This window comes from Allobosea sp. P5_A5, assembly GCF_056400625.1.
The window spans coordinates 312,544-333,792 of the sequence record NZ_JBFUKY010000003.1; the positions used below are offsets into that span (position 1 = coordinate 312,544).

General features: G+C 65.5%; 20 protein-coding genes and 1 tRNA gene. 16 read left to right on the plus strand and 5 right to left on the minus strand.

Translation table 11 applies throughout. The annotated features are described in order from the left end of the window. Window positions 1-51: 51 nt before the first annotated feature. Window positions 52-3,105 (minus strand): sensor histidine kinase, encoded by a 3,054-nt coding sequence (locus AC1DR6_RS08340; protein WP_476828728.1) that lies wholly within the window; start codon window positions 3,103-3,105, stop codon window positions 52-54. 212 nt (window positions 3,106-3,317) lie between these two features. On the opposite strand from AC1DR6_RS08340, the gene AC1DR6_RS08345 reads away from it, so the two are divergent. The 5 genes from AC1DR6_RS08345 to AC1DR6_RS08365 all read left to right on the plus strand — a co-directional run bounded on the left by AC1DR6_RS08345 (window position 3,318) and on the right by AC1DR6_RS08365 (window position 5,946). Next, a complete protein-coding gene (locus AC1DR6_RS08345) occupies window positions 3,318-3,716 on the plus strand; it encodes a phasin (RefSeq protein ID WP_476828729.1) in 399 nt (132 codons plus the stop codon). A gap of 120 nt (window positions 3,717-3,836) precedes the next feature. After that, entirely contained in the window at window positions 3,837-4,745 is a 909-nt protein-coding gene (locus tag AC1DR6_RS08350) for a phasin family protein (RefSeq protein ID WP_476828730.1), read from the plus strand. Window positions 4,746-4,878: 133 nt separating this feature from the next. After that, window positions 4,879-4,955, plus strand: a tRNA-His gene (locus AC1DR6_RS08355). A 186-nt stretch (window positions 4,956-5,141) separates the two neighbouring features. Continuing rightward, window positions 5,142-5,570 carry an Hsp20 family protein gene (locus AC1DR6_RS08360; protein WP_476828997.1) on the plus strand — a complete coding sequence of 143 codons (429 nt, stop codon included), beginning with the start codon at window positions 5,142-5,144 and terminating at the stop codon, window positions 5,568-5,570. Window positions 5,571-5,679: 109 nt separating this feature from the next. After that, window positions 5,680-5,946: a BQ00720 family protein gene (locus tag AC1DR6_RS08365; protein ID WP_476828731.1), complete on the plus strand. Its 267-nt coding sequence runs from the start codon at window positions 5,680-5,682 to the stop codon at window positions 5,944-5,946. Window positions 5,947-5,955: 9 nt separating this feature from the next. On the opposite strand, the gene AC1DR6_RS08370 is transcribed toward AC1DR6_RS08365, so the two are convergent. Beyond that, a complete protein-coding gene (locus AC1DR6_RS08370) occupies window positions 5,956-6,639 on the minus strand; it encodes an alpha/beta hydrolase (RefSeq protein ID WP_476828732.1) in 684 nt (227 codons plus the stop codon). A gap of 198 nt (window positions 6,640-6,837) precedes the next feature. On the opposite strand from AC1DR6_RS08370, the gene AC1DR6_RS08375 reads away from it, so the two are divergent. Both AC1DR6_RS08375 and infC read left to right on the plus strand, forming a co-directional pair. After that, entirely contained in the window at window positions 6,838-8,055 is a 1,218-nt protein-coding gene (locus AC1DR6_RS08375) for a glycosyltransferase family 4 protein (RefSeq protein WP_476828733.1), read from the plus strand. Between the two features lie 134 nt (window positions 8,056-8,189). Beyond that, entirely contained in the window at window positions 8,190-8,732 is a 543-nt protein-coding gene (gene infC / locus AC1DR6_RS08380; protein ID WP_476828998.1) for a translation initiation factor IF-3, read from the plus strand. 170 nt (window positions 8,733-8,902) lie between these two features. Here infC and AC1DR6_RS08385 read toward each other — a convergent pair whose 3' ends face one another. After that, entirely contained in the window at window positions 8,903-9,928 is a 1,026-nt protein-coding gene (locus tag AC1DR6_RS08385) for an amino acid ABC transporter substrate-binding protein (protein WP_476828734.1), read from the minus strand. A gap of 331 nt (window positions 9,929-10,259) precedes the next feature. On the opposite strand from AC1DR6_RS08385, the gene rpmI reads away from it, so the two are divergent. Continuing rightward, on the plus strand, window positions 10,260-10,460 hold the full coding sequence (gene rpmI, locus AC1DR6_RS08390) for a 50S ribosomal protein L35 (RefSeq protein ID WP_476828735.1): 201 nt from the start codon (window positions 10,260-10,262) through the stop codon (window positions 10,458-10,460). A gap of 28 nt (window positions 10,461-10,488) precedes the next feature. Then, the gene (rplT, locus tag AC1DR6_RS08395) at window positions 10,489-10,863 is read left to right on the plus strand and encodes a 50S ribosomal protein L20 (protein ID WP_476828736.1); all 375 of its coding nucleotides are present in this window, start codon (window positions 10,489-10,491) and stop codon (window positions 10,861-10,863) included. Window positions 10,864-11,033: 170 nt separating this feature from the next. Here the strand turns inward: rplT and AC1DR6_RS08400 are convergent, their stop codons facing one another. Beyond that, entirely contained in the window at window positions 11,034-11,795 is a 762-nt protein-coding gene (locus tag AC1DR6_RS08400; protein WP_476828737.1) for an LOG family protein, read from the minus strand. A gap of 194 nt (window positions 11,796-11,989) precedes the next feature. Here AC1DR6_RS08400 and pheS point away from each other — a divergent pair, with 194 nt between their 5' ends. From pheS to AC1DR6_RS08435, 7 genes are all read left to right on the plus strand, one after another. Then, window positions 11,990-13,072 (plus strand): phenylalanine--tRNA ligase subunit alpha, encoded by a 1,083-nt coding sequence (gene pheS / locus AC1DR6_RS08405; protein WP_476828738.1) that lies wholly within the window; start codon window positions 11,990-11,992, stop codon window positions 13,070-13,072. A 28-nt stretch (window positions 13,073-13,100) separates the two neighbouring features. After that, on the plus strand, window positions 13,101-14,276 hold the full coding sequence (locus AC1DR6_RS08410) for a ceramide glucosyltransferase (protein ID WP_476828739.1): 1,176 nt from the start codon (window positions 13,101-13,103) through the stop codon (window positions 14,274-14,276). Between the two features lie 22 nt (window positions 14,277-14,298). Continuing rightward, window positions 14,299-16,722: a phenylalanine--tRNA ligase subunit beta gene (gene pheT, locus AC1DR6_RS08415; RefSeq protein WP_476828740.1), complete on the plus strand. Its 2,424-nt coding sequence runs from the start codon at window positions 14,299-14,301 to the stop codon at window positions 16,720-16,722. A gap of 245 nt (window positions 16,723-16,967) precedes the next feature. Further along, window positions 16,968-17,879, plus strand: coding sequence for an alpha/beta fold hydrolase (locus tag AC1DR6_RS08420; RefSeq protein ID WP_476828741.1), 912 nt, complete (start codon window positions 16,968-16,970; stop codon window positions 17,877-17,879). Next, entirely contained in the window at window positions 17,876-18,952 is a 1,077-nt protein-coding gene (locus tag AC1DR6_RS08425; protein WP_476828742.1) for a tartrate dehydrogenase, read from the plus strand. The genes AC1DR6_RS08420 and AC1DR6_RS08425 overlap by 4 nt, the downstream gene beginning before the upstream one ends. Window positions 18,953-19,044: 92 nt before the next feature. Next, window positions 19,045-19,749, plus strand: coding sequence for a TerC family protein (locus AC1DR6_RS08430; RefSeq protein ID WP_476828743.1), 705 nt, complete (start codon window positions 19,045-19,047; stop codon window positions 19,747-19,749). An 18-nt stretch (window positions 19,750-19,767) separates the two neighbouring features. Continuing rightward, the gene (locus AC1DR6_RS08435; RefSeq protein WP_476828744.1) at window positions 19,768-20,502 is read left to right on the plus strand and encodes a TerC family protein; all 735 of its coding nucleotides are present in this window, start codon (window positions 19,768-19,770) and stop codon (window positions 20,500-20,502) included. A gap of 11 nt (window positions 20,503-20,513) precedes the next feature. On the opposite strand, the gene AC1DR6_RS08440 is transcribed toward AC1DR6_RS08435, so the two are convergent. After that, complete coding sequence (locus AC1DR6_RS08440; protein ID WP_476828745.1) at window positions 20,514-21,122, minus strand: 4'-phosphopantetheinyl transferase family protein; 609 nt, start codon at window positions 21,120-21,122, stop codon at window positions 20,514-20,516. Window positions 21,123-21,249 lie beyond the last annotated feature (127 nt).

The window sequence follows — 21,249 nt, forward strand, 5'->3', positions numbered from 1 at the left end:
GTTCATTGAGGCAAAATTGCGGCAGCGGGGCTTGAAGAGCCCGGCCAATCCTCAGCTCGCTAGCACTCTTTGCGGCGGGAACGTGATCTCGACCAGCGTGCCCTCTTTCTTGACTGACGTGATCGACATCGCGGCGCGGTTCGCCTCCACGAGCGCCTTCGTGAGGGGCAGGCCGAGGCCGGTTCCGCCCGAACGGCGCGTCGTCGGCACTTGGCGGAAGGGTTCGAGCGCGAGTTTCAGCTCGGCGTCGTCCATGCCGATGCCGGTGTCGCGCACGCGCAGGATCGCCTCGCCCTGGTCGCCGAGCGCCGTCGAGATGATGACCTGTCCGCCCGCATCGGTGAACTTCACCGCATTCGAAAGCAGGTTGATCGCGATCTGCTTGATCGAGCGCTCGTCGGCGACGACTGGCGGCAGCTTCGGGGACAGGCCCGAGCGTAGGACAACCCGTCCCCTCTGCGCCTCCGGCTGCAGCAACGCGACCGTCGACAGGGCGATCTCGTTCAGGTTGACGCTGACGAAGTCGAGGTCGAGCTTGCCGGCTTCGATCTTGGCGAGGTCGAGCAGATCGTTGACCAGGCTGATCACGTAGCCGCCGGATTGGTGGATATCGCGCAGATATTCCTTGTAGCGCTCGTTGCCGATCGGCCCGAAGCGCTCCTCGGCCATCACCTCCGCAAAACCGATGATGGCGTTGAGCGGTGTCCTGATCTCATGGCTGATCTTGGCCAACACGTCCGATTTCTGCGCGCTTGCCAGTTCGGCCGCCTTGCGGGCGTCGACCAGCTCGCCCTCCGTCTTCTTCCATGCGGTGATGTCGCGCAGCACGGCGCAAAAGCGCTGTTCCGTGCCATGCGCGATCTGGCCCATGGTCATGAACAACGGGATCTTCCCGCCTTGGCGCACCCGGCCGAACACCTCGCGACCGTCGTTCAGCACCGAGGCGACACCGCCGCCCTTGAGCCCTTCGAGATAATCCAGGGCGGGCGCATGGCTCTCATTAGCGAAAAGCAGGGTCAGAAGCTCGCCGGTGACCTCTCGCTGGTCGTAGCCGAACAGCGCCTCGGCCGCGCGGTTGAGCGAAAGGATGCGACCACGGTCATCGACCGTGACGACGCCGTCGGTCGCGGTATCGAGCATCGCGGTGAGTTCGGCGATGCGATCGTCGCGCACTTCCGCGTCGAGCTTCAACGCCTGCACCCGCGCGGTGGATTCGGCCTCCTCCGCCTCGAACTCGGCGGCGAGCTCGGCTTCTTCTGCTTCTTCCGGCGTGAGGACGGGCACTTCGCCGCCGCCATCCGGATGGCGGAACGCCATCAGGGTCGCGGGCTCGTCCTGCCAGTCGATGCTGGAGAGCGCCGCTTCGACGCGGACGAGGTGGTTCAGCCGGTCGATCAGCGTCATCGCGCCACCGCCGCTGCGCGCCGCGTCCTTGATCAGCCGGCTGACCCCGCCGGCCGATTTCAGATCGTCGAGATCGGCGTAATCGAGCAGGTCGAGGAGGGTGCGGTTGGCGTAGAGCGCCTCCTCACTGCGATTGACCAGTACCGCGATAGGCAGCCGGTCGAGCAGGTCGGCATGGGCGTTGCGCTGACGCGTCGGCGCGGGGGAGGGGGCAACGGCTGCTTTAGCTGCTTCCGCGTCCCTGGTCTCGGCGTCTCTGGCCTCGCGCTCCTTCACCCGCAGCGGGGCGACCGGCGGCAGCCGCGGTTCGGACGCCACGCCATCGTCGGCGAGGCGGGCGCCGAGCGCCTTTGCGATCTCGCGGAAGGCATTGCGTTCGGCCGAGCTGAGATTGGTCTTGGAGGGTTCCAGCACCGGGCGCATGGCGAGCTGCCCGTTGCGAAGCGAGACGATGTTGCCCGGCACGGACAAGGGCTCGTCCGGCTCGTCGGAATCCGGGGGTCGAAACGACACCGGCTGCGCAGCCGGGATATCGGGTTCTGTGTTGTCCTCGGCCTCGGCCGCTGCTTCCGCCTCGTCCGAGACGGTTTCTTCAGCGGGATCGGCGGCATTCTCGTCAGCCGATTCGCTGCCGTCCTCGTGCCTCTGCGCCGATCCGGCGACGGTCAATTCGGGCTCTTCCGGCGTCTGGACGGCATTGCTCGCCGGGGCGTCGGCCGAACGCATAGGCTGCTCGACGGCTCGAACGTTCGCTTCGTCGTCGTTCACGGCAATGGGCGCGGTCTCCTCGGCGACCGTTTCCGTCGCCGCTTCCGGCGCAGGCACCGCGACACCGGCAAGCGTCTCCGCGTCGGCCTCCGGCTCGCTCGGCACCTTGTCCACCAGCGGCAGATGCGTGCTTTCGCTCAGCCTCGCCAATCCGAAGCCTCGAAACCCGGCGAGCTGCCGGTCGGGGCCAAAGACCGGCGCACCGGACAATTCGACGGGGACGGCTTCGCCGGGCGTCGACGTCCGCCACAAAACCGTATGCCCGCTCCAGGTCGCGGCTGTCTCCAGCCGGTCGGCGAGACCGCCGTCCTTGTCGAGGATGGCGCTGCCGATCAGGTCGCTCCAGCGCTGGCCTGGCAGGCCCGCTGCGGCGTCGGGGCCGGTGAGCATCGCAATTGTTTCGGAGAGCTTGATCAAACGGCCCTCGGCATCGCTCTGCCACAGAAACCGCAGCGTTGCAGGTCGGGCGGAGGCGGGCTCTACCGCCGGGATCTGCGATACGGGCTCTGCCTTCGGCATCGGCGCCGCGATCGGCGCCGATGCGGGAACGCGGATGCCCAGCCGCCGCAACTCGGCCGCCGATACGGCGATCGCGAGAATGTTGTCCGCCTCCGGGGCGGTCACGAGCTTGCAGCCGCAGGTCAGCGCCAGTGCGGAAAAGCTTGGTGTTAATCTCAGCCGCTCCAGGCGCAGGCCCATATTCGACGCCGCACCTTGAGCGAGCAAATTCAGGCGGCGAATTGTCGGAACCGGCAGTGTCGCCTGTGCCACAGCTCCGCCGAGCAACGCTTCACCGGCGGCATTGGCGTAGCCGACTTGCTCGGTTGCCGCGTTCCACAGCAGCAGCGCCCCGCCGGCCGCACAGGCTCTCAGCGCCGGATCCTCTTCCGCCGCCGCGCCCCACCGCGCCCAGTCCTGTCCGGCTTCGCTCATGCCTGTGCGCTCGTTCGATCCGCAACGTTATGGATAACAGACCCTTAATAGACGCCAAATGCGAGAGAATCCATCGAACCAAAGATGGCTCTCCCGCTTCGCATCGAAATAGCGTTAACATCGCAGCAGCCGCTTCCGTCACGCGGTTGTCACTGCAATGCAACAATGATATTGCAGTGCACAATAAAAGCAGGCTTGCAAAGGAGGACACCATGGACCCGAAGATCCCCTACGAAGTGCCGACCGAGATGCGTGACTTTGCCGAGCGCAGTGTCGACCAGGCCCGCAAGGCGTTCGACGGCTTCATGAACGCGGCGCAGAAGGCTGTGGAAAGCGCCCATGGCTCGGCGGAAACAGCCCGCCTCAGCACCCATGACGCGACCCGCAAGGCGATCGCCTATGCCGAGAACAACGTCGCGGCGGCGTTCGATCTCGCGCAGAAGATGGTGAAGTCGAAGGACCTGACCGAGGTCATGCAGCATCAGTCCGAGTTCCTCAAAACCCAGATGTCCTCGCTGCAGACGCAGCTGAAGGACATGGGCAGCGCGGCTCAGGATGCTGCGACCAAGGCTGCCGACACCGTCAGCAAGACGGTCAACAAGGCCCGCTGATACTGCTGCCGCGCCGCCTCCGGGCGGCGCTCGCATGTTCAGGGCCTGGTTGCCTGTCCCTGAGGCTCGCGGCCGGGCTTGGTCCGGCCGTCATCCGTTTCAAAGTTCAGGAGCGATGCGATGGCCAAACTGCCGCCGACACGAACCACTTCGAAGGCGCCCATCAGCCTGACGCCGGTGAAAGCGCTCGCCGCTGCGGACCGCAAGCCGATGGCCGAGGCGGCCAAGCCCCCGGCGCCCCCCGCCAATGCGACGACCAGCCGCGTCGCGGCGAAACGCGCCTCGAAGCCGGCGACGGCTCAGGCCGCGGCGACCAAAGCAGACGGCCGCGCCAAGACGCAATCGCCGCGCTCGCGCCCCGCAACGACCGCCAAGGCTGGGCCGAAATCCGCCTCGACGAAGGCGCCCGTCTCGGCGAAGTCACCCGCCAAGACGCAGACGAAACCGGCGCCGCCACGCGAAACTGCCCGCGCGGCCAAGCCCCCGGTTCCAGCCGCGCCCAAGCCTGTTGCGTCACCGCCGCTCGCTCCGCCGGCTCGCGTCGCCGAAATCCCCGCCGCCCTCGGTGAAGCCGCTGTCGCGACCGCAAAGACGGCTGCGGCCGTCGTCACGGCGACCGTCGAAGCCGCCAAGCCGGATGCCGCGCCGGCGGCGGCGAAGCCTCAGGCCTCGCCCAAGCCGTCGACCGCGCCCGAGCCAACCCCGGCCACGCCCGAGCCAAAGCCGGCCTCGCTCGGACAAGTGCCGCCGCCGCGCTTGCCGGAGGTCGCCGTGCTGACAAGCGAGACGGTGATGGGTCAGGCGATGACGATGGCCCGCGCCTTTGGGGCCCTTCAAGCCAAGATGGTCGAGCACGCCTGTGCCGAGTTCAAGGCGACGGTGGGCGATGCCGAACAGCTCGCACGCAGCGACACGGCCTCGGAGGCGATCACGCTTCAAGCCAAGGCGGTTCGCCGCAGCTACGAATCCTATGCCGAGCATCTCAAGGAACTCGCGCGGATCGCCAACACCGCGCTGAAAAAGGACTGAACCAGGTCTTCGGGGCGCATGACGCATTTCTGTGTGCCGATGCGAATTCCGCAGTTGCAAAAGGGCGCCGCCGGCTCTAGGTTCCGCGCCGCTGGACACCGCCCGAACGGGCCGGGTTCCATGCGCCTTATGGGCAGCCATAGCTCAGTTGGTTAGAGCGCTAGATTGTGGATCTAGAGGTCCCCCGTTCGAGCCGGGGTGGTTGTACCATTTCTCGGACATGCCCGACGATGTCCGATGAGACCGCCTCCCGGTGGCGGCTCTTGAACCCCGAACACCGCTTCGCCATATCTGATCCAAGCGGAAGGGTTTGCCTTCTGCCTGCGGAATGCTGCTCATAGCGGGTTCCGATGGTCGATGAAGCGCCTTTCGGGGGCTTCGGCAAAGGCTCGGGGAATGACGCGTACGCCCAGTTTGTCTCACCCGTTCCTGCTCGGCTTCGACGATATCGAGAGGGCCCTCGACAGGGTCACCAAAGGCGCGAGCGAAGGTTATCCGCCGTATAATATCGAGCGGATGCCTCGGTCGGACGATGAGCCCGATCGGCTTCGGATTACGCTGGCAGTGGCAGGTTTCGCCCGCGAGCAGCTCGAGATCACCCTTGAGGAAAACCAACTTACCGTGCGTGGTCGCCAGGGCGACGACAAGAATCGGCAGTTTCTCCACCGCGGCATCGCAGCCCGCCAGTTCCAGCGCAGCTTCCTGCTGGCTGACGGTATGCAGGTGATGGGGGCGGATTTATCGAACGGCCTTCTGGCGATCGATCTCGTCAGGCCGGAACCGGAAAGGCTCATCCGGCGTATCGATATCGTGAGCCGTGACTAGATGGGCCGCAGGCGGCCCCGTTTTGAAGGGTGCGGAGCGGTTTACGCATCTGTTCATCTTTGAAGGCGCAGTATCGAACCGCATTCGCACTGCTCAGAAGGAGGGCGCGATGAAACAGGATATGATGATCACCCAGGCCGACCCGCTGACCCCCGCCGAATTCGCGGCGCTTGGGACCGGAGAGGTGGCCTACGTCAAGCCGATGACCTCGGACGAGTTGATGCGGCTTTTCCCGCAGGCTCCCAAGATCGAATCCGGCCTGCATCTCTACACGCTGCTTTCGGCGGACGGCGCGCCGATTCTCGTGACCGACACCCGCGAGGCCGCGACGGCCAATGCTTGGGAGCACGATCTCAAGATGGTCAGCGTTCACTGAGCGCTGGGCTCAGGCTGCGGTCGTTATTCCTGCGACCGCAACGACGAGCCGTGCCAGGTCGGCGGGCGCGGAAAGACGGTGATCGCCGTCTTTGATCAGCGTCAGAACGACGGGGTCACCGCTCAGATGCTCGACGAGCTTCACGGCTTGTCGCCAAGGCACGTCGGGGTCTGCCATCCCTTGCAGAACATGCACGGGGCAGCCCGCCTTGATCTCACCTCCGAACAGCAGATGCCGGCGTCCGTCCTCAATGAGGGCCCGCGTGATTGGCGTCGGTTCCGGCGAGTACGCGGAGGCGCGCTGCCAAACGCCGTCTGTCAGGATCGCGTTGCGTACAGCGTCCGGCATTTGCGCCCACATCAACTCTTCGGTGAAGTCGACGGCCGGCGCGATCAGGACCAGCCCTGCCGGCTGATGTGATGTTCCGGCAAGACGCCGCGCTGCCAGCAGCGCGATCCAGCCGCCCATGGAGGAACCGACCAGGATCGGCGGACGCTCGCACAGGCGTTCGACGGCGGCGAGCGCATCTGCCAACCAGTCCGAGAGGGTGAAGTCGGCGAAGCGTCCATCGCTTTCGCCATGGCCGCCATAATCGAAGCGCAGAAAGGCCCGGTCGTTGGTGTTGGCCCACTCGGCCAGGGCCTCGGCCTTGGTCGCACGCATATCGGAGCGGAAGCCGCCGAGCCAGACCACAGGTGCGCCGCTGCCCGGCTGATGCAGGAAGGCGAGGCGCCTGGATGGGCCTTCGCCGACATCGAGCCATTGCGGGGGCTGGCGCTCCAAGGCAAATCTCCTGTGGCGAATCGGATGCAGGCCGCAATTCGGGGCTGCGGCGCGGTCCGGAGACGGGCATAGTCGCCCCAACGAACAGAAGTCCAGATCATCGAGAGCATGAATTTCAAGCCGGGTGCCCATCTTTCGCTGCCGTCGACCGAGACGCATCCGCTCGCGGGGCGCACCATCCTTCAGGTCATTCCCGAGCTGGAGGCGGGCGGAGCCGAGCGCACGGCTGTCGATATCGCGCGTGGCCTGACCGAGGTCGGCGCGCGGGCCCTGGTTGCGACCGAGGGCGGCCGGCTCGTGGCCGAGCTGCAGGCCAAGGGCGGAGTCTGGTTGCCGTTTCCGGCTGCGTCCAAGAACCCGGTCGCGATGGCGCTGAACGTGCGCAAGCTGGTCGAGCTCTGCCGCGAAGAGGCTGTGGACCTGATCCATGCGCGCTCGCGGGCGCCGGCCTGGGTGGCGCTGGCTGCGGCGCGCATCCTGAAACTGCCGTTCGTGACGACCTATCACGGCTCCTATAACAGCCGTTCGGCCGTAAAGACGCTCTACAACTCGGTCATGGCGCGCGGCGACGTCGTCATCGCCAACTCGCTTTATACGGCTGGCCTCATCCGGGCGAAGCATCCCGTCGCGGGCGACCGGGTGCGGGTCGTCAATCGCGGCACCAATTTTTCCGCCTTCGCGCCATCGGCCGTCACGGCCGAACGCGTGCAGACGCTGCGCAAGGCCTGGGGCGTCGAAAACCATCAACGCATCGTGCTGCTGCCGGGCCGGTTGACCGGCTGGAAAGGCCAGCGCGTGCTGATCGAGGCCGCCCGCATCATGCGTGACGGCGGCGATACTGAAACCGCGTTCATTCTGGCCGGCGATGCCCAGGGGCGCGACGGCTACGTCAAGGAACTGGACGGGTTGATCGCCAAGGCAGGGCTCGAAGGGCGCGTGCGCCGTGTCGGCCACTGCACCGACATGCCGGCCGCGATGCTTTCGGCCGCGGTCGTGGCGGTGCCGTCGACCGATCCGGAGGCTTTTGGCCGGGTCGCGGTGGAGGCGCAGGCGATGGGCACGCCGGTCGTCGTATCCGATCTCGGAGCGGTCCCGGAAACGGTTCTGGCGCCGCCGCAGGTCTCGCCCGGCGAACGCACCGGCTGGCGCGTTCCACCGGCCGATGCGGCCGCGCTCGCGGCCGGCCTTGGCGAGGCGCTGGCGCTCCGCCCCTCCGCCCGCGACGCCCTCGCGCGCCGGGCGCGAACCCATGTCGAGCGGCACTTCTCGCTGGAGGCGATGGTGCTGCAGACGCTCGACGTCTATTGCGCCCTGCTGGAACGCTGAACACGCTGTGGCATCCGTGCGACCGCCTGCATTTGCGGGGCTGCCGCACTGGCGTCATGCATTGACAACGCCTATCTTTGTGCAATGTGTCTCAACCATCGGCGCGAGCCGCGCCAAATTCAGGAGAAGTCCCCATTCGTCGTCCGTACCGCGCAGCCCCGACCCCGGTTAAGGAAGGTCCCCGTTCGAACCGCGAGATTCGCGGCGTTCGCGACGTTCAGCTCATCGACGACACCGGCGCCAACCGTGGCGTGGTTTCGTTCTTCGATGCGCTGAAGCTCGCCGAGGATGCCGGTCTCGACCTCGTCGAGATCGCCCCGAACTCTGAGCCGCCCGTCTGCAAGATTCTCGATTATGGCCGTTTCCGCTTCCTCGAGCAGAAGAAGTCGGCCGAGGCGCGCAAGAAGCAGCGCACCATCGAAATCAAGGAGATCAAGCTCCGGCCCGGTATCGACACGCACGATTACGACGTGAAGATGAAGGCCATGCACGGCTTCTTCGAGGAGGGCGACAAGGTGAAGGTCACCCTGCGCTTCCGAGGCCGCGAAATGGCCCACCAGGATCTCGGCGTGAAGGTGCTCGAACGAGTCAAGGTCGATACCACCGAAGTCGCCAAGGTCGAAAGCGACTGGCAGCTCGAAGGCCGCCAGATGGTGATGGTCCTCGCTCCGCGCTGACCTGCCGTTTTTGCCTGTTGAAAAGCGCGCCCCGGGGCGCGCTTTTTTGTTTGAGGGCGACATGCTTGGGCTCGACCCGAGCATCTCTGGCCGCAAGAGGCTGAGGCGCTTTCTCGTCCTGAGATTCTCGGGTCGAAGCTGATGCTTCGCCCGAGAATGACGGGCCTTTGTCAGCGGATCGGCGGGCCGTATTGCAGGCCGCCCTGCGTCCACAGCTTGTTGACCCCGCGCGGCAGCGGGTTGCTGCTCTTCTCGCCGAAATGGCGCTCGAAGCTCTCGCCGTAGTTGCCGACAGCCTTGATGATGCGCACGACCCAGTCATTGGTCAGGCCGAGCTGTTCGCCGAACTTGCCCTCCGCACCGAGCAGGCGACGCACTTCCGGGTTCTGCGAGGTCTTGGCCATGTCCTCGACATTGGCCTGGGTCACGCCCAGCTCCTCGGCGTTGATCGTGGCGATGACGGTCCAGCGCACGAGGTCGAACCAGGCCGGGTCGCTCTTGCGGACCCAGGGGCCGAGCGGCTCCTTGGAGATCACCTCCGAAAGCAGGATGTGCTCTTCCGGATCCTTCAGCCGGCCGCGCGTGCCCGCGAGCGAGGAGAGGTCGGTCGTATAGGCATCGCAGCGACCGGCCTCATAGGCCTGGACCGTATCTTCCAGCGTGCCGAAGGCGACCGTCTCGAACTTGATGCCGTTGGTGCGGCCGTAATCGGCGAGGTTGAGTTCGGTCGTGGTGCCCTGCGCGACGCAGACGGAGGCGCCGTTGAGGTCCTTGACCGTCTTCACGCCGAGCTTCTTGCGGACGATGAAGCCCTGGCCGTCGTAATAATTGACCGCCGTGAAGCTGACGCCCTGACCGATGTCGCGGCCCAGAGACCAGGTCGTCGTGCGCGCCAGCACGTCGATCTCGCCGGCCTGCAAGGAGACGAGGCGATTCTTGCTCGACAGCGAGAGATAACTCGCCTTGTCGGGATCGTTGAAGATCGCGGCGGCCAGCGCCCGGCAGACATCGGTGTCAAAGCCCTTCCAGATGCCGTTCTTGTCCTGCAGGGAGAACCCCGGGACGCCCTCACTGGTGCCGCAGATGATCTGGCCCCGTGCCTTGATCTTGTCGAGGGTGGATTGGGCGAGCGTGGGGCTGGCGGCAGCGGCCGTCAGGACAAGGCCCGCCGTCAGGCTGAGCAGGAAGCGTTTCATGGCGATCTCCGGATGCGCGAGGCCGATGGCTGATGATGCGAGGATGTGACGGGTATATGAAGGGTCGTCTATGAGCCGACGAAATATCGGCATCGCCGTCAAGCGCTTCGGCGACCGGGCGTCAAGGGCCTGGCATCGGTGCTGCCGGACCTGACCTTTCGCTTGCCCAGCCTGCCGCTTTCGCTTGCCAGCAGCCGGTTTTTCTGCGATACGCGCGTCCTTCGATCGCCCGGCTAAAGGGCTGCCGTGGCGATCGATCTTTGCTTCCTGAAAGCAAGAACTGGCCGAAGTCGCCGCAAGGCGCGCTGGCCTATGACCGATAGGAGCCGAAATGCCCAAGATGAAGACCAAATCGGCCGCTAAAAAGCGGTTCAAGATCACCGGTACCGGCAAGGTGCTCTACGCCCAGGCCGGCAAGCGTCATGGGATGATCAAGCGGACCAACAAGCAGCTCCGCAATCACCGCGGCACGACGACCCTGTTCGAGGGCGATGCGGCCAACGTGAAGAAGTATTTCCTTCCCAACGGCTGACGCCGCCTGACACACCGGAGATCATCACATGGCTCGCGTGAAACGGGGCGTAACGTCCCACGCCAAGCATAAAAAAGTTTTCAAGGCTGCGAAGGGCTTTTACGGCCGTCGCAAGAATACGATCCGCGCCGCCAAGGCGGCTGTCGATCGGTCGATGCAATATGCCTACCGCGATCGGAAGAACAAGAAGCGCACCTTCCGCGCGCTTTGGATCCAGCGTCTGAACGCTGCGGTGCGTGAGCACGGCCTGACCTATTCGGTCTTCATCGGCGGCCTGATCAAGGCCGGCATCGAGCTGGACCGCAAGACCTTGTCGGCCATGGCGATCGACGATGTCGCGTCGTTCACGGCAGTGGTCGAGTCGGTCAAGATCGCGCTCGGCACCGAAGCCAAGGCTGCCTGAGCGGTTTACCGAATTGATTTGAAAAAGGCCGGCGGAAACGCCGGCCTTTTTGTTTGGGCTCCGCCGTCATGCTCGCCCTTGTGGCGAGCATCCACGTCTTGAACGCGACCTCCGACCAGCGAAGACGTGGATGGTCGGGACAAGCCCGACCATGACGACGAGACAAATGGCTACGTCTGCACGCTGCCGTTCTTCTGCGGATTCCAGCCTTCGCCGGCGCCCGCTACGATCAGATCGTAAGCCCCATCTGGCGTATCGGCATAAGCGAACAGCTTCAGATCGTCGGGTCGGATGAAGCCTGCGGCGGCCATCGTGTCGAGGTTCAGCAGCCCCTTCCAATAGGCCGAATCGAACAGCACGATCGGCACCGGCGCCATCTTGCCGGTCTGCACCAGCGTGATGATCTCGAAGAGTTCGTCGAGCGTGCCGAAGCCGCCTGGAAAGACGACGAGCGCGGCCGCGCGCATCGCCAGATGCATCTTCCGCATCGCGAAATAGTGGAACAGGAAGGTCAGGTCCGGCGTCGACCAGGCGTTGGGCTCCTGCTCGTGCGGCAAGGTGATGTTGAAGCCGATCGAAATGGCGCCAGCTTCCGTCGCGCCGCGATTGGCAGCTTCCATGATGCCCGGCCCGCCGCCGGTGGCGATGACGTGGTAGCGCCCGGCCTCGCCGTCACGCAGCGCGCCGCCGCGAACCGACGCGATGTGGGCGAATTGTCGGGCGGCCTCGTAGCGCGGATCGCCCTCCCGCACCCGCGCCGAGCCGAAGACGACGACGGTCGAAACGACGCCCCGCGCCCGCAGGCTGTCCTCCGCCTTCTGGTATTCCAGCATGAAGCGGGCGCCACGCGTGGAGTCCCCGAGCAGGAAGTCCGGGTCGCTCGCGGCCAGCCGGTAGGACGGCGATTCTTTCTGGGCGGTGTTGTCGGCCATGGTGCAATTCCCCGAGTTCCGTCGCTGCGGATACATTTGATCGTCGAGCCCTCATCTTGAGGAGCGTTTCCGGAGACGCAGGCAAAGCCTGCTCCTCAGGATGAGGGCTCGAATGACGCTTCGCTCTGGCATAACCCCGTCGTTCCCGCTAGAACGCGCCGGTTCCGACGCCTTCAAACGCTTGCGACCTTGTCATGACCGATATCGCCACCCTGGAACGCGACGTTCTCGCCGCGATCGACGCTGCGGCCGAAGAGGCCGCCGTCGAGAACGTCCGCATCGCCGCGCTTGGCAAAACGGGCTCGATCTCGGGCCTGCTGAAGACGCTGGGCGCAATGACGCCGGACGAGCGCAAGGAGAAGGGGCCGCAGATCAACGGCCTGCGCGACCGGGTTCAGGCTGCGATCGCGGCCCGCAAGGAGGCGCTGGGCGAAGCGGCGCTGGAGGCGCGGCTGGCGTCCGAGCGCGTCGATATCTCTCTGCCGGTTCAGGACGGTCCAGAATCGCGCGGCCGCATTCATCCGATCAGCCAGGTCATCGACGAGATTACCGCGATCTTCGGTGATATGGGCTTCGCCATCGCCGAGGGTCCCGATGTCGAGACCGATGACCTGAACTTCACCAAGCTGAACTTCCCGCTCGGCCACCCCGCCCGCGAAATGCACGACACCTTCTTTTTCGCGCCCGATGCCAATGGCGAGCGCAAGCTGCTGCGCACCCACACCTCGCCGGTGCAGGTCCGCACCATGCTGGTGCAGGAGCCGCCGATCCGTGTGATCTGCCCGGGCCGGACCTACCGCAACGATTCCGACCAGACCCATACCCCGATGTTCCATCAGGTCGAGGGGCTGGTGATTGATAAGGGTGCCCATCTCGGCCATCTGAAATGGGTGTTGGAAGAGTTCTGCAAGTCGTTCTTCGAGATCGACGACGTGAAGATGCGCTTCCGCCCGTCCTTCTTCCCCTTCACCGAGCCTTCGATGGAAGTCGACATCCAGTGCTCGCGCAAGGGCGGCGAAATCCGCTTCGGCGAAGGTGAGGATTGGCTGGAAATCCTTGGCTGCGGCATGGTCCATCCCAATGTGCTGCGCAATTGCGGGCTCGACCCGGAAATCTACCAGGGCTTCGCCTGGGGCATGGGCATCGATCGCATTGCCATGCTGAAATACGGCATGCCGGATCTGCGCCCCTTCTTCGAGGCGGATGTCCGCTGGCTCGCGCATTACGGCTTCCGCCCGCTCGACCTGCCGACGCTGACCGGCGGTCTCTCCTCATGACGGTGCCGGTCCGGCAGGAGAGTGCGCAGTGACGTCAGCGGGCTGGGCTGCGTCCTTTGCCGTGCTGCTGGTCGCGGTCAACCTGGCAAGCCAAGCGATCGCGCTCTGGCGGCTGCGTCGGCCGCTGCAGCGCTCGGCGCTGCTCGACCAGCTGCCGCCCGTCACCATCGTCAGGCCCGTGCGCGGCATCGAGGCCTTCAGCCGCGAGACCGCGATCTCGGGGCTCGAACTGGATTATCCTGCGCACACGACGATCTTCAGCGTCGCCGACGCGCATGACCCGATCATCCCGTTGATCAATGAACTCATCGGCATCTACGGCGCCGACAAGGCCCGCCTGATCATCGGTGACGTGCCGGTCAGCGCCAACCCGAAGCTCAACAATTGCGTGCGCGGCTGGGAGGAGGCGACGACCGATTGGGTCATCCTCGCCGATTCAAACGTGTTGATGCCGACGGATTATATCCAGCGCATGCTCGCGGCCTGGCGGCCCGATACCGGCCTCGTCTGCTCGACGCCTGCCGGCTCGCACCCGCAAAGCTTCGGCGCCGAGGTCGAATGCGCCTTCCTCAATGCCTTTCAGGCGCGCTGGCAATATGTCGGCGAAGCGCTGGGCTTGGGTTTCGCGCAGGGCAAGTCGATGCTCTGGAACAAGCCCTTCCTCGATGCCAATGGCGGCATCGCCGTTCTGGGAGCGGAGATCGCCGAGGACGCGGCCTCGACCAAGCTGGTTCGTGCTGCCGGCAAGCATGTCCACCTCGTGGGCCAGCCCTTCGAGCAGCCGCTCGGGCCGCGTCGCCTCGCTGACGCCGTCCAGCGGCAGTTCCGCTGGGCCCGGCTGCGGCGGGTGACATTCCTGCCGTTCTTCATGCTCGAGATCATTGCAGCGCCGTTGCTGCCGGCCGTGCTGGCCTATTTCGGCGCGCCCGCGCTTGGACTGCCGCATTGGCTGGCGCCTTTGCTGGCGCTGGCGATCTGGTATGCCGGGGACATCATTCTTTCGCGCGGTGTCGGCTGGTATCTGAACTGGCGCTCATTGGCAGCCATGCTGGTGCGCGACATCGCCTTTCCCGGCATCTGGGCCTATGCCTTCATCGGCGGCGAGGTCAGCTGGCGCGGCAACGCCATGAAGATCTGCACCGATGGCGACAACCGGCTGAACGACGTCGTTCCCGGTCTGACGACCGCCAAGATTTCCGACTGACCCAGAGCCTGTTCAAGACGCGATGAAGTTCACGATTTCCTGGCTCAAAGAGCACCTCGATACCGACGCCTCCGTCACGGAGATCACTGACGCCCTGACGCGCGTCGGCCTTGAGGTCGAGGCGATCGAGGACAAGGCCAAGGCGCTGTCGGCCTTCACCATTGCCTATGTTATCGAGGCGAAGCAGCACCCCAATGCCGACCGCCTGCGCGTCTGCATGGTCGATACCGGCGCGGGCGAACCCGTGCAGGTGGTCTGCGGCGCGCCCAACGCCCGCACCGGCATGAAGAGCGTCTTCTCCCCGCCCGGCACCTACATTCCCGGCAAGGACATCACGCTCGGCAAGGGCGTCATTCGCGGCGTCGAATCCAACGGAATGCTATGCTCCGCCGCCGAGCTGATGACCTCGGAGGATCATGAGGGCATCATCGATCTGCCCGACGATGCGCCGGTCGGCCAACCCTATGCGACCTATGCCGGGCTGGACGACGCGGTGATCGAGATTGCGGTGACGCCGAACCGCGCCGATGCGCTCGGCATCGCCGGGATCGCGCGCGATCTCGCCGCCGCCGGGATCGGCAAGCTCAAATCCGCCGAGATTCGGCCGGTTCAGGGTACGTTTCCCTGCCCGGTCGCGGTGAAGCTCGATCTCGCCGAGGACGACCGCAAGCTCTGCCCGGCCTTCGCGCTGCGTCTCGTCAGAGGCGTCAAGAACGCCCCGTCGCCGGAGTGGCTGCAGGCGCGCCTGCGCGCGGTGGGCCTGCGCCCGATCAACGCGCTGGTCGACATCACCAATTTCATGACGCTCGACCGCAACCGGCCGCTCCACGTCTTCGACGCCGCCAAGGTTAAGGGCGATCTGACGGTGCGCCGCGCCAAGGCAGGTGAAACCATCCTCGCGCTCGACGGCAAGACATACACGCTCACCGACGAACAGATCGTCATCGCCGACGAGCATGGCGTCGAATCGCTCGCCGGGATCATGGGCGGGGAGGCGTCGGGCTGCGACGAGACCACCACCGACGTGCTGATCGAGAGCGCCTTGTGGGACCCGCTCAACGTCGCCCGATCGGGCCGCGCGCTTGGCATCAATTCGGATGCGCGGTATCGCTTCGAGCGCGGCATCGATCCCGAATTCACACGGCCCGGCCTCGAACTGGCCACCACGATGGTGCTTCAGCTCTGCGGCGGTGAGGCGTCCGAGATCGCCTTCGCCGGCGAGATTCCCGATAGCCCTGGCGCGATCGATTTTCCCTGGTCGGAGGTCAAGCGTCTGACCGGGCTCGATCTGCCGCAGGCCGAGATGCAGCAGGCGCTGACCTCGCTCGGCTTCCAGGTTTCGGGCGCTGGCGACAGCGTGAACGTGGCGCCCCCGTCCTGGCGCGGCGATGTCGGCGGCAAGGCCGATCTGGTCGAGGAGATCGTCCGCATCGCGGGGCTCGACCGCGTCGTCTCGACGCCGCTGCTGCGCATCAAGGGCGAGGTCGTCAAGCCGGTGCTGACCGTGCTGCAGAAGCGCACGCGGCTGGCCAAGCGCACGCTTGCCGCGCGCGGCCTCGTCGAGGGCGTAACCTGGTCCTTCATTTCGCATGATCAGGCCAAGCTCTTTGGCGGCGGTTCGCCCGAGCTCGCATTGGCCAACCCGATTGCGGCCGATCTCTCCGACATGCGGCCCTCGCTGCTGCCGGGCCTGATCCGCGCGGCGCAGAGCAATGCCGATCGCGGCTATCCGGATGTTGCTCTGTTCGAGGTCGGCCAGATCTTCCTCAGCGACGAGCCGGAGGGGCAGTTGATCGCTGCGACGGCCGTGCGCAGGGGAACGGCGCATCTGGCAGGGCAGGGCCGGCACTGGGACGGCGCGGCCAAGCCCGTCGATGTCTTCGATGCAAAGGCGGATGCGCTGGCGCTGCTCGCCGGTCTCGGCGTGCCGGTCGGCGGCCTGCAGATCGTTCCGGAAGGCCCGGCCTGGGCTCATCCCGGCCGCTCGGCCACGTTGCGCTTCGGGCCGAAGGGCGTGATCGGCGCCTTCGGCGAGGTGCATCCGCGCATCCTACGGGCACTTGACGTCAAGGGTCCGCTGGTCGCGTTCGAGATCCATCTCGATGCGCTGCCTTTGCCGAAATCCAAGCCGACCAAGGTCAAGGCCAAGCTCTGTCTCTCGGATTTCCAGCCGGTGAGCCGCGACTTCGCCTTCATTGTCGACAAGGCGGTGGCGGCCGGCGACATGATGAAGAGCGCTCAGAATGTCGACCGGGCTTTGGTCGCGGGCGCCAGCGTCTTCGACATCTACGAAGGCCAGGGCGTCGATGCCGGGAAGAAGTCGGTTGCGCTCGCTGTCACCTTGCAGCCGACCGAGAAAACGCTGACCGACACCGAGATCGAAGCCGTCAGCGCCAAGATCGTCGCCGAGATGGCCAAGCGTTACGGCGCCGCTTTGCGGGGCTGAGGGCATCGCCTRGGCGTGCCCTCCTGAGCGTCATTGCGAGCGCAGCGAAGCAATCCAGAAACGGCAGAACTCTACGCCCCCCTGGATTGCTTCGTCGGCTTTGCCTTCTCGCAATGACGAGAAGGGGCGCGGACATCGAGCTATCGCCGATGTCCCACCATTGATCAGGATTATGTAATAATCCGCGGCAGAACTCGCCGCGCTTTCGCGCTATCCGCATCCGATTATTGCAGAAATCCTTTCACATGACTCTCACAGATATCCCCGTCGCCGACAGCCTCTTTCCCGGCTTCCGCCTGCTCGATGTGCAGACATCGGGCGAGCGCATCCGCGTCCGTACCGGCGGGGAGGGGCCGCCGCTGCTGCTGCTCCATGGCTACCCCCAGACCCATGTGCTCTGGCACAAGGTCGCCGAGCGGTTGAAGGATCGCTTTACCCTCGTCTGCGCCGATCTGCGCGGTTATGGCGACAGCGAGAAGCCGGCGACCGATGCCAACCACGCACCGTATTCGAAACGCGCGATGGCAAAGGACATGGCCGAGGTGATGACCGCGCTCGGCTACGATCGCTTCCTCGTCGGGGCGCATGATCGCGGCGCCCGCGTCGCTCATCGCCTGGCGCTGGACCATGCCGGGCGCGTCCTCAAGCTGGCCACGCTCGACATCGCCCCGACGCGGGAGATGTATGCCGGCACCACCGACGCCTTCGCGCGCGCCTATTGGCACTGGTTCTTCCTGATCCAGCCGGCCCCGTTTCCCGAGCGCATGATCGGCGCCGACCCTGAATATTACTGGCGCAAGAAATGCGGCGAGGGCTCCGCTGGTCTGACCCCCTTCGCCCCCGAGGCGCTCGAAGCTTATCTGCGCTGCTTTGCTGATCCCGCAGCGATCCATGCCTCCTGCGAGGATTACCGCGCCGCCGCGACCATCGACATCCGCCATGACGACGAGGATGGCGGTCGCAAGCTCACGCAGCCACTGCTGGCGCTCTGGGGCGACCATGGCATCGTCGGCAAATGTTTCGACCCGCTGGCCCTGTGGCGCGAGCGTGCGCAGGATGTGCGCGGCCACGCTCTGCCGGGCGGGCATTATCTCGCGGAAGAACTGCCCGATCAGGTGGCGCAGGAATTCGCGACGTTCTTCGGAGCCGCATCATGAGCCGCACCAACCGAGTCTATCGCATCGCCGTGATCGCGGGCGACGGCATCGGCAAGGAAGTTATGCCCGAAGGCCTGCGCGTCCTCGAAGCCGCATCGAAGCGTTTCGGCTTCGAACTCAGGCTCGACAGCTTCGATTTCTCCTCCTGCGACTATTACGCCAAGCACGGCAAAATGCTGCCGGACGATTGGAAGGAGCAGATCGGCGGCCATGACGCGATCTATTTCGGCGCGGTCGGCATGCCTCAACAGGTGCCGGACCACATTTCGCTCTGGGGTTCGCTGCTGCTGTTCCGGCGCGAATTCGACCAATACGTCAACCTGCGCCCCGTGCGGTTGATGCCGGGCGTGCCCGGCCCGCTGGTCGGGCGCAAGCCCGGCGACATCGACTTCTTCGTCGTGCGCGAGAATACCGAGGGAGAATATTCCTCGGTCGGCGGGCGGATGTATGCCGGCACCGAGCGCGAAATCGTCATCCAGGAAACCGTGATGAGCCGCGTCGGCGTCGATCGCGTGCTGAAATACGCTTTCGAGCTGGCCCAGCGCCGCCCCCGTAAAAAGCTGACCTCCGCCACCAAATCCAACGGCATCTCGATCACGATGCCCTATTGGGACGAACGGGTGAAGGAGATGGAGAAAAACTATCCCGATATCGCCGTCGATCAGTACCATATCGACATTCTGACCGCGCATTTCGTGCTCAATCCCGACCGGTTCGACGTGGTCGTCGCCTCGAACCTGTTCGGCGACATCCTCTCCGATCTCGGCCCGGCCTGTACCGGCACGATCGGCATCGCCCCGTCCGGGAACATCAATCCGACCGGCGAATTCCCCTCGCTGTTCGAGCCGGTCCACGGCTCGGCGCCCGATATCGCAGGGCAGGGCATCGCCAACCCCGTCGGCATGATCTGGTCGGGTGCGATGATGCTCGACCATCTCGGCGAGCATGACGCGGCCAAGGGCATCGAAGCCGCGATCGAGCGGGCGCTGGCCGACGCCCGCACCCGGACCCGCGACCTCGGCGGGACATTGGGGACGGAGGCTGCCGGCAAGGCGGTCGCCGAAGCGCTTTAGGACGTTCGACGATGACAACCGTCGTTGCGAGGAGGCGGAGCCGTCGCTTCGCTCTTCGCAAAGACGGCAAAATAACCTGAAGGTTTGAAGTGATGGATTGGACGTCGTTTTCGCTGAGCGACCCGCTGATTTGGGGCAAGCTTGCCGAGATCATCCTGCTCAACATCGTCCTCTCGGGCGACAATGCCGTGGTGATCGCGCTGGCCTGCCGCGCGCTGGCGCCGGCGCAGCGCACCAAAGGCATCGCGCTTGGCGCCGCAGTCGCGGTCGTCCTGCGGATCGTCTTCACGGTGGTCATCGCCTCCCTTCTCGCCATGCCGTTCCTGCGCATCGTTGGCGCCGGCCTGCTGATCTGGATCGCGGTGAAGCTGCTGGTCGAGGACGGAGACGCCGACGAGGGTTCGATCGCCGCCAACAGCAAGCTCTGGAAGGCCGTGCAGACCGTCGCCATCGCCGACATCGTCATGAGCCTCGACAACGTGCTGGCGATTGCCGGCGTCGCACGTGATTCCATGCCGCTGCTGATCGCGGGCCTCGTCATCTCAATCCCTCTGATCGTCCTCGGTGCCTCGCTGATCACCAATCTGCTGACCCGCTTTCCGATTCTGGTCTGGGCGGGTGCGGCGCTGCTCGGCTGGGTCGCGGGTGAAATGTTCGATTCCGATCCTTGGCTGATCGGCCGCTTCGGCGCGGAACTGCTGCACAAGCTCGAGTATCCGGCGGCCGCGCTGGGCGCCCTGCTGGTCATCGGCCTCGGCTACCTCATCAAGTCGCGCCGGCCCGACCCGGCTCACTGAAAAGGCACTGATCGACAGATGGATTTCTCCTCCTCCACCTTCTGGGTCTCGCTGCTCCAGATCATCTGGATCGACCTGCTGCTCTCGGGCGACAATGCGGTGGTGATCGCGCTGGCCTGCCGGTCCCTGCCGGAGGACCGCCGGAAAATCGGCATCTGGCTCGGGGCCAGCGCAGCCGTGGGTCTGCGCATCATCTTCGCGCTGGTGGTCACCTATCTGCTCGGCGTGCCCTTCCTGAAGGTGATCGGCGGCGTCCTGCTGTTCTGGATCGCGATCAAGCTCGCGGTCGGCGAGGATGAATCCCATGCCGATATCGAAGCCAGCACCAGCCTGTGGAAGGCGGTGCGCACCATCGCGATCGCCGATGCGGTGATGAGCCTCGACAACGTCATCGCCATCGCTGCCGCCGCACGCGGCCATGCCGAACTCTTCATCTTCGGCCTGCTGCTCTCGATCCCGCTGATCATCATGGGGGCGCAGTTCCTGACCTCGATCATCGAGCGCTTCCCGCTATTGGTCTGGATCGGCGCCGCGCTGCTGGGCTGGATCGCGGCCGAAATGATTCTGGGCGATGTCGCCGTGGTCGGCTGGCTGCAGGCGCACTGGCCGACATGGGTGAAGCCAATCCCCGTCGAGACCAACCCGCTCGGCGTCGGCCCGGCCGACCTGCCGCATTACGGTGCGGCCGCGATCGGCGCCGCACTGGTCGTTCTCGTGGCCTACCTGCTCAAGAAGAGGCGTGCGGCCGGCTAAAGGCCGAGCGCTCAGTCCAGAACGATCGCGGCAGTGGCCAGCGCGATCCGGCCGCGGTTTTCGATCAGGAGGGTCTGGCCGCGCGCCTCCGTATGGCGCACGGGATCCTCGACCGCGAATCGATCGCCCGGCAGCAGCCTGACCGCAAAGCTCTCTGGCGCGCGGTTGAAACCCGTGCCGAGCGCCTTCACATAGGCCTCCTTGGCCGACCAGATCAGCGCAAAGCCTTGGGGCTGTCTGGCCGGCTCCATCGCCTCTACCGCCTGCCGCTCCAGCGGATGCAGGACCGCGAGCGCGAGATCATTCCCGGTTGCGATCAGCTCGATATCGACCCCGATCGGCGCCTCCGCCAAGGCGACGGCGACGACGCCGGCTCGTGTCGCCAGCGAAAGATGCAGGCCCGGCCGTATCTGTCCCGCCAACACCGGGCGCCCGGTGGAGAGATGGGCGATCTCGATCTCCCGCTCCGGCTGTCCCAATTGCCGCGCGATCACCTGACGGGCAGTCCCCCGCCGCAATGTGGAACGCTCGGTGAGGTTTTGAGGCGAGGCCATCGTCCGCACGAGCCAGATGGCGGGAAGGCCGGGCGCGATCTGCTCAGGGTGATCGGACCACTGCATCCGTCCGATGCTAGCGCGCTTGGGCGCCGGAATGAACCGTCAATGCAGCGCAGTCGATCGGCAGAGGGTGCGGCGGCAGAGCCCAGACGAAGACGCTCGCTCTGCGCGCGGCTCATGCGCCGGCAGT

What these genes read in the sequence shown, in the direction of transcription:
- AC1DR6_RS08360 (WP_476828997.1), top strand. Translation starts at nt 5,142, where the DNA reads ATGACGCGTACGCCCAGTTTGTCTCACCCGTTCCTGCTCGGCTTCGAC.
- AC1DR6_RS08425 (WP_476828742.1), top strand. Translation starts at nt 17,876, where the DNA reads ATGAGCCGCACCAACCGAGTCTATCGCATCGCCGTGATCGCGGGCGAC.
- rpmI (WP_476828735.1), top strand. Translation starts at nt 10,260, where the DNA reads ATGCCCAAGATGAAGACCAAATCGGCCGCTAAAAAGCGGTTCAAGATC.
- pheS (WP_476828738.1), top strand. Translation starts at nt 11,990, where the DNA reads ATGACCGATATCGCCACCCTGGAACGCGACGTTCTCGCCGCGATCGAC.
- AC1DR6_RS08350 (WP_476828730.1), top strand. Translation starts at nt 3,837, where the DNA reads ATGGCCAAACTGCCGCCGACACGAACCACTTCGAAGGCGCCCATCAGC.
- AC1DR6_RS08345 (WP_476828729.1), top strand. Translation starts at nt 3,318, where the DNA reads ATGGACCCGAAGATCCCCTACGAAGTGCCGACCGAGATGCGTGACTTT.
- AC1DR6_RS08420 (WP_476828741.1), top strand. Translation starts at nt 16,968, where the DNA reads ATGACTCTCACAGATATCCCCGTCGCCGACAGCCTCTTTCCCGGCTTC.
- AC1DR6_RS08435 (WP_476828744.1), top strand. Translation starts at nt 19,768, where the DNA reads ATGGATTTCTCCTCCTCCACCTTCTGGGTCTCGCTGCTCCAGATCATC.
- AC1DR6_RS08375 (WP_476828733.1), top strand. Translation starts at nt 6,838, where the DNA reads ATGAATTTCAAGCCGGGTGCCCATCTTTCGCTGCCGTCGACCGAGACG.
- rplT (WP_476828736.1), top strand. Translation starts at nt 10,489, where the DNA reads ATGGCTCGCGTGAAACGGGGCGTAACGTCCCACGCCAAGCATAAAAAA.
- AC1DR6_RS08365 (WP_476828731.1), top strand. Translation starts at nt 5,680, where the DNA reads ATGAAACAGGATATGATGATCACCCAGGCCGACCCGCTGACCCCCGCC.
- AC1DR6_RS08440 (WP_476828745.1), bottom strand. Translation starts at nt 21,122, where the DNA reads ATGCAGTGGTCCGATCACCCTGAGCAGATCGCGCCCGGCCTTCCCGCC.
- AC1DR6_RS08385 (WP_476828734.1), bottom strand. Translation starts at nt 9,928, where the DNA reads ATGAAACGCTTCCTGCTCAGCCTGACGGCGGGCCTTGTCCTGACGGCC.
- pheT (WP_476828740.1), top strand. Translation starts at nt 14,299, where the DNA reads ATGAAGTTCACGATTTCCTGGCTCAAAGAGCACCTCGATACCGACGCC.
- AC1DR6_RS08340 (WP_476828728.1), bottom strand. Translation starts at nt 3,105, where the DNA reads ATGAGCGAAGCCGGACAGGACTGGGCGCGGTGGGGCGCGGCGGCGGAA.
- AC1DR6_RS08400 (WP_476828737.1), bottom strand. Translation starts at nt 11,795, where the DNA reads ATGGCCGACAACACCGCCCAGAAAGAATCGCCGTCCTACCGGCTGGCC.
- AC1DR6_RS08430 (WP_476828743.1), top strand. Translation starts at nt 19,045, where the DNA reads ATGGATTGGACGTCGTTTTCGCTGAGCGACCCGCTGATTTGGGGCAAG.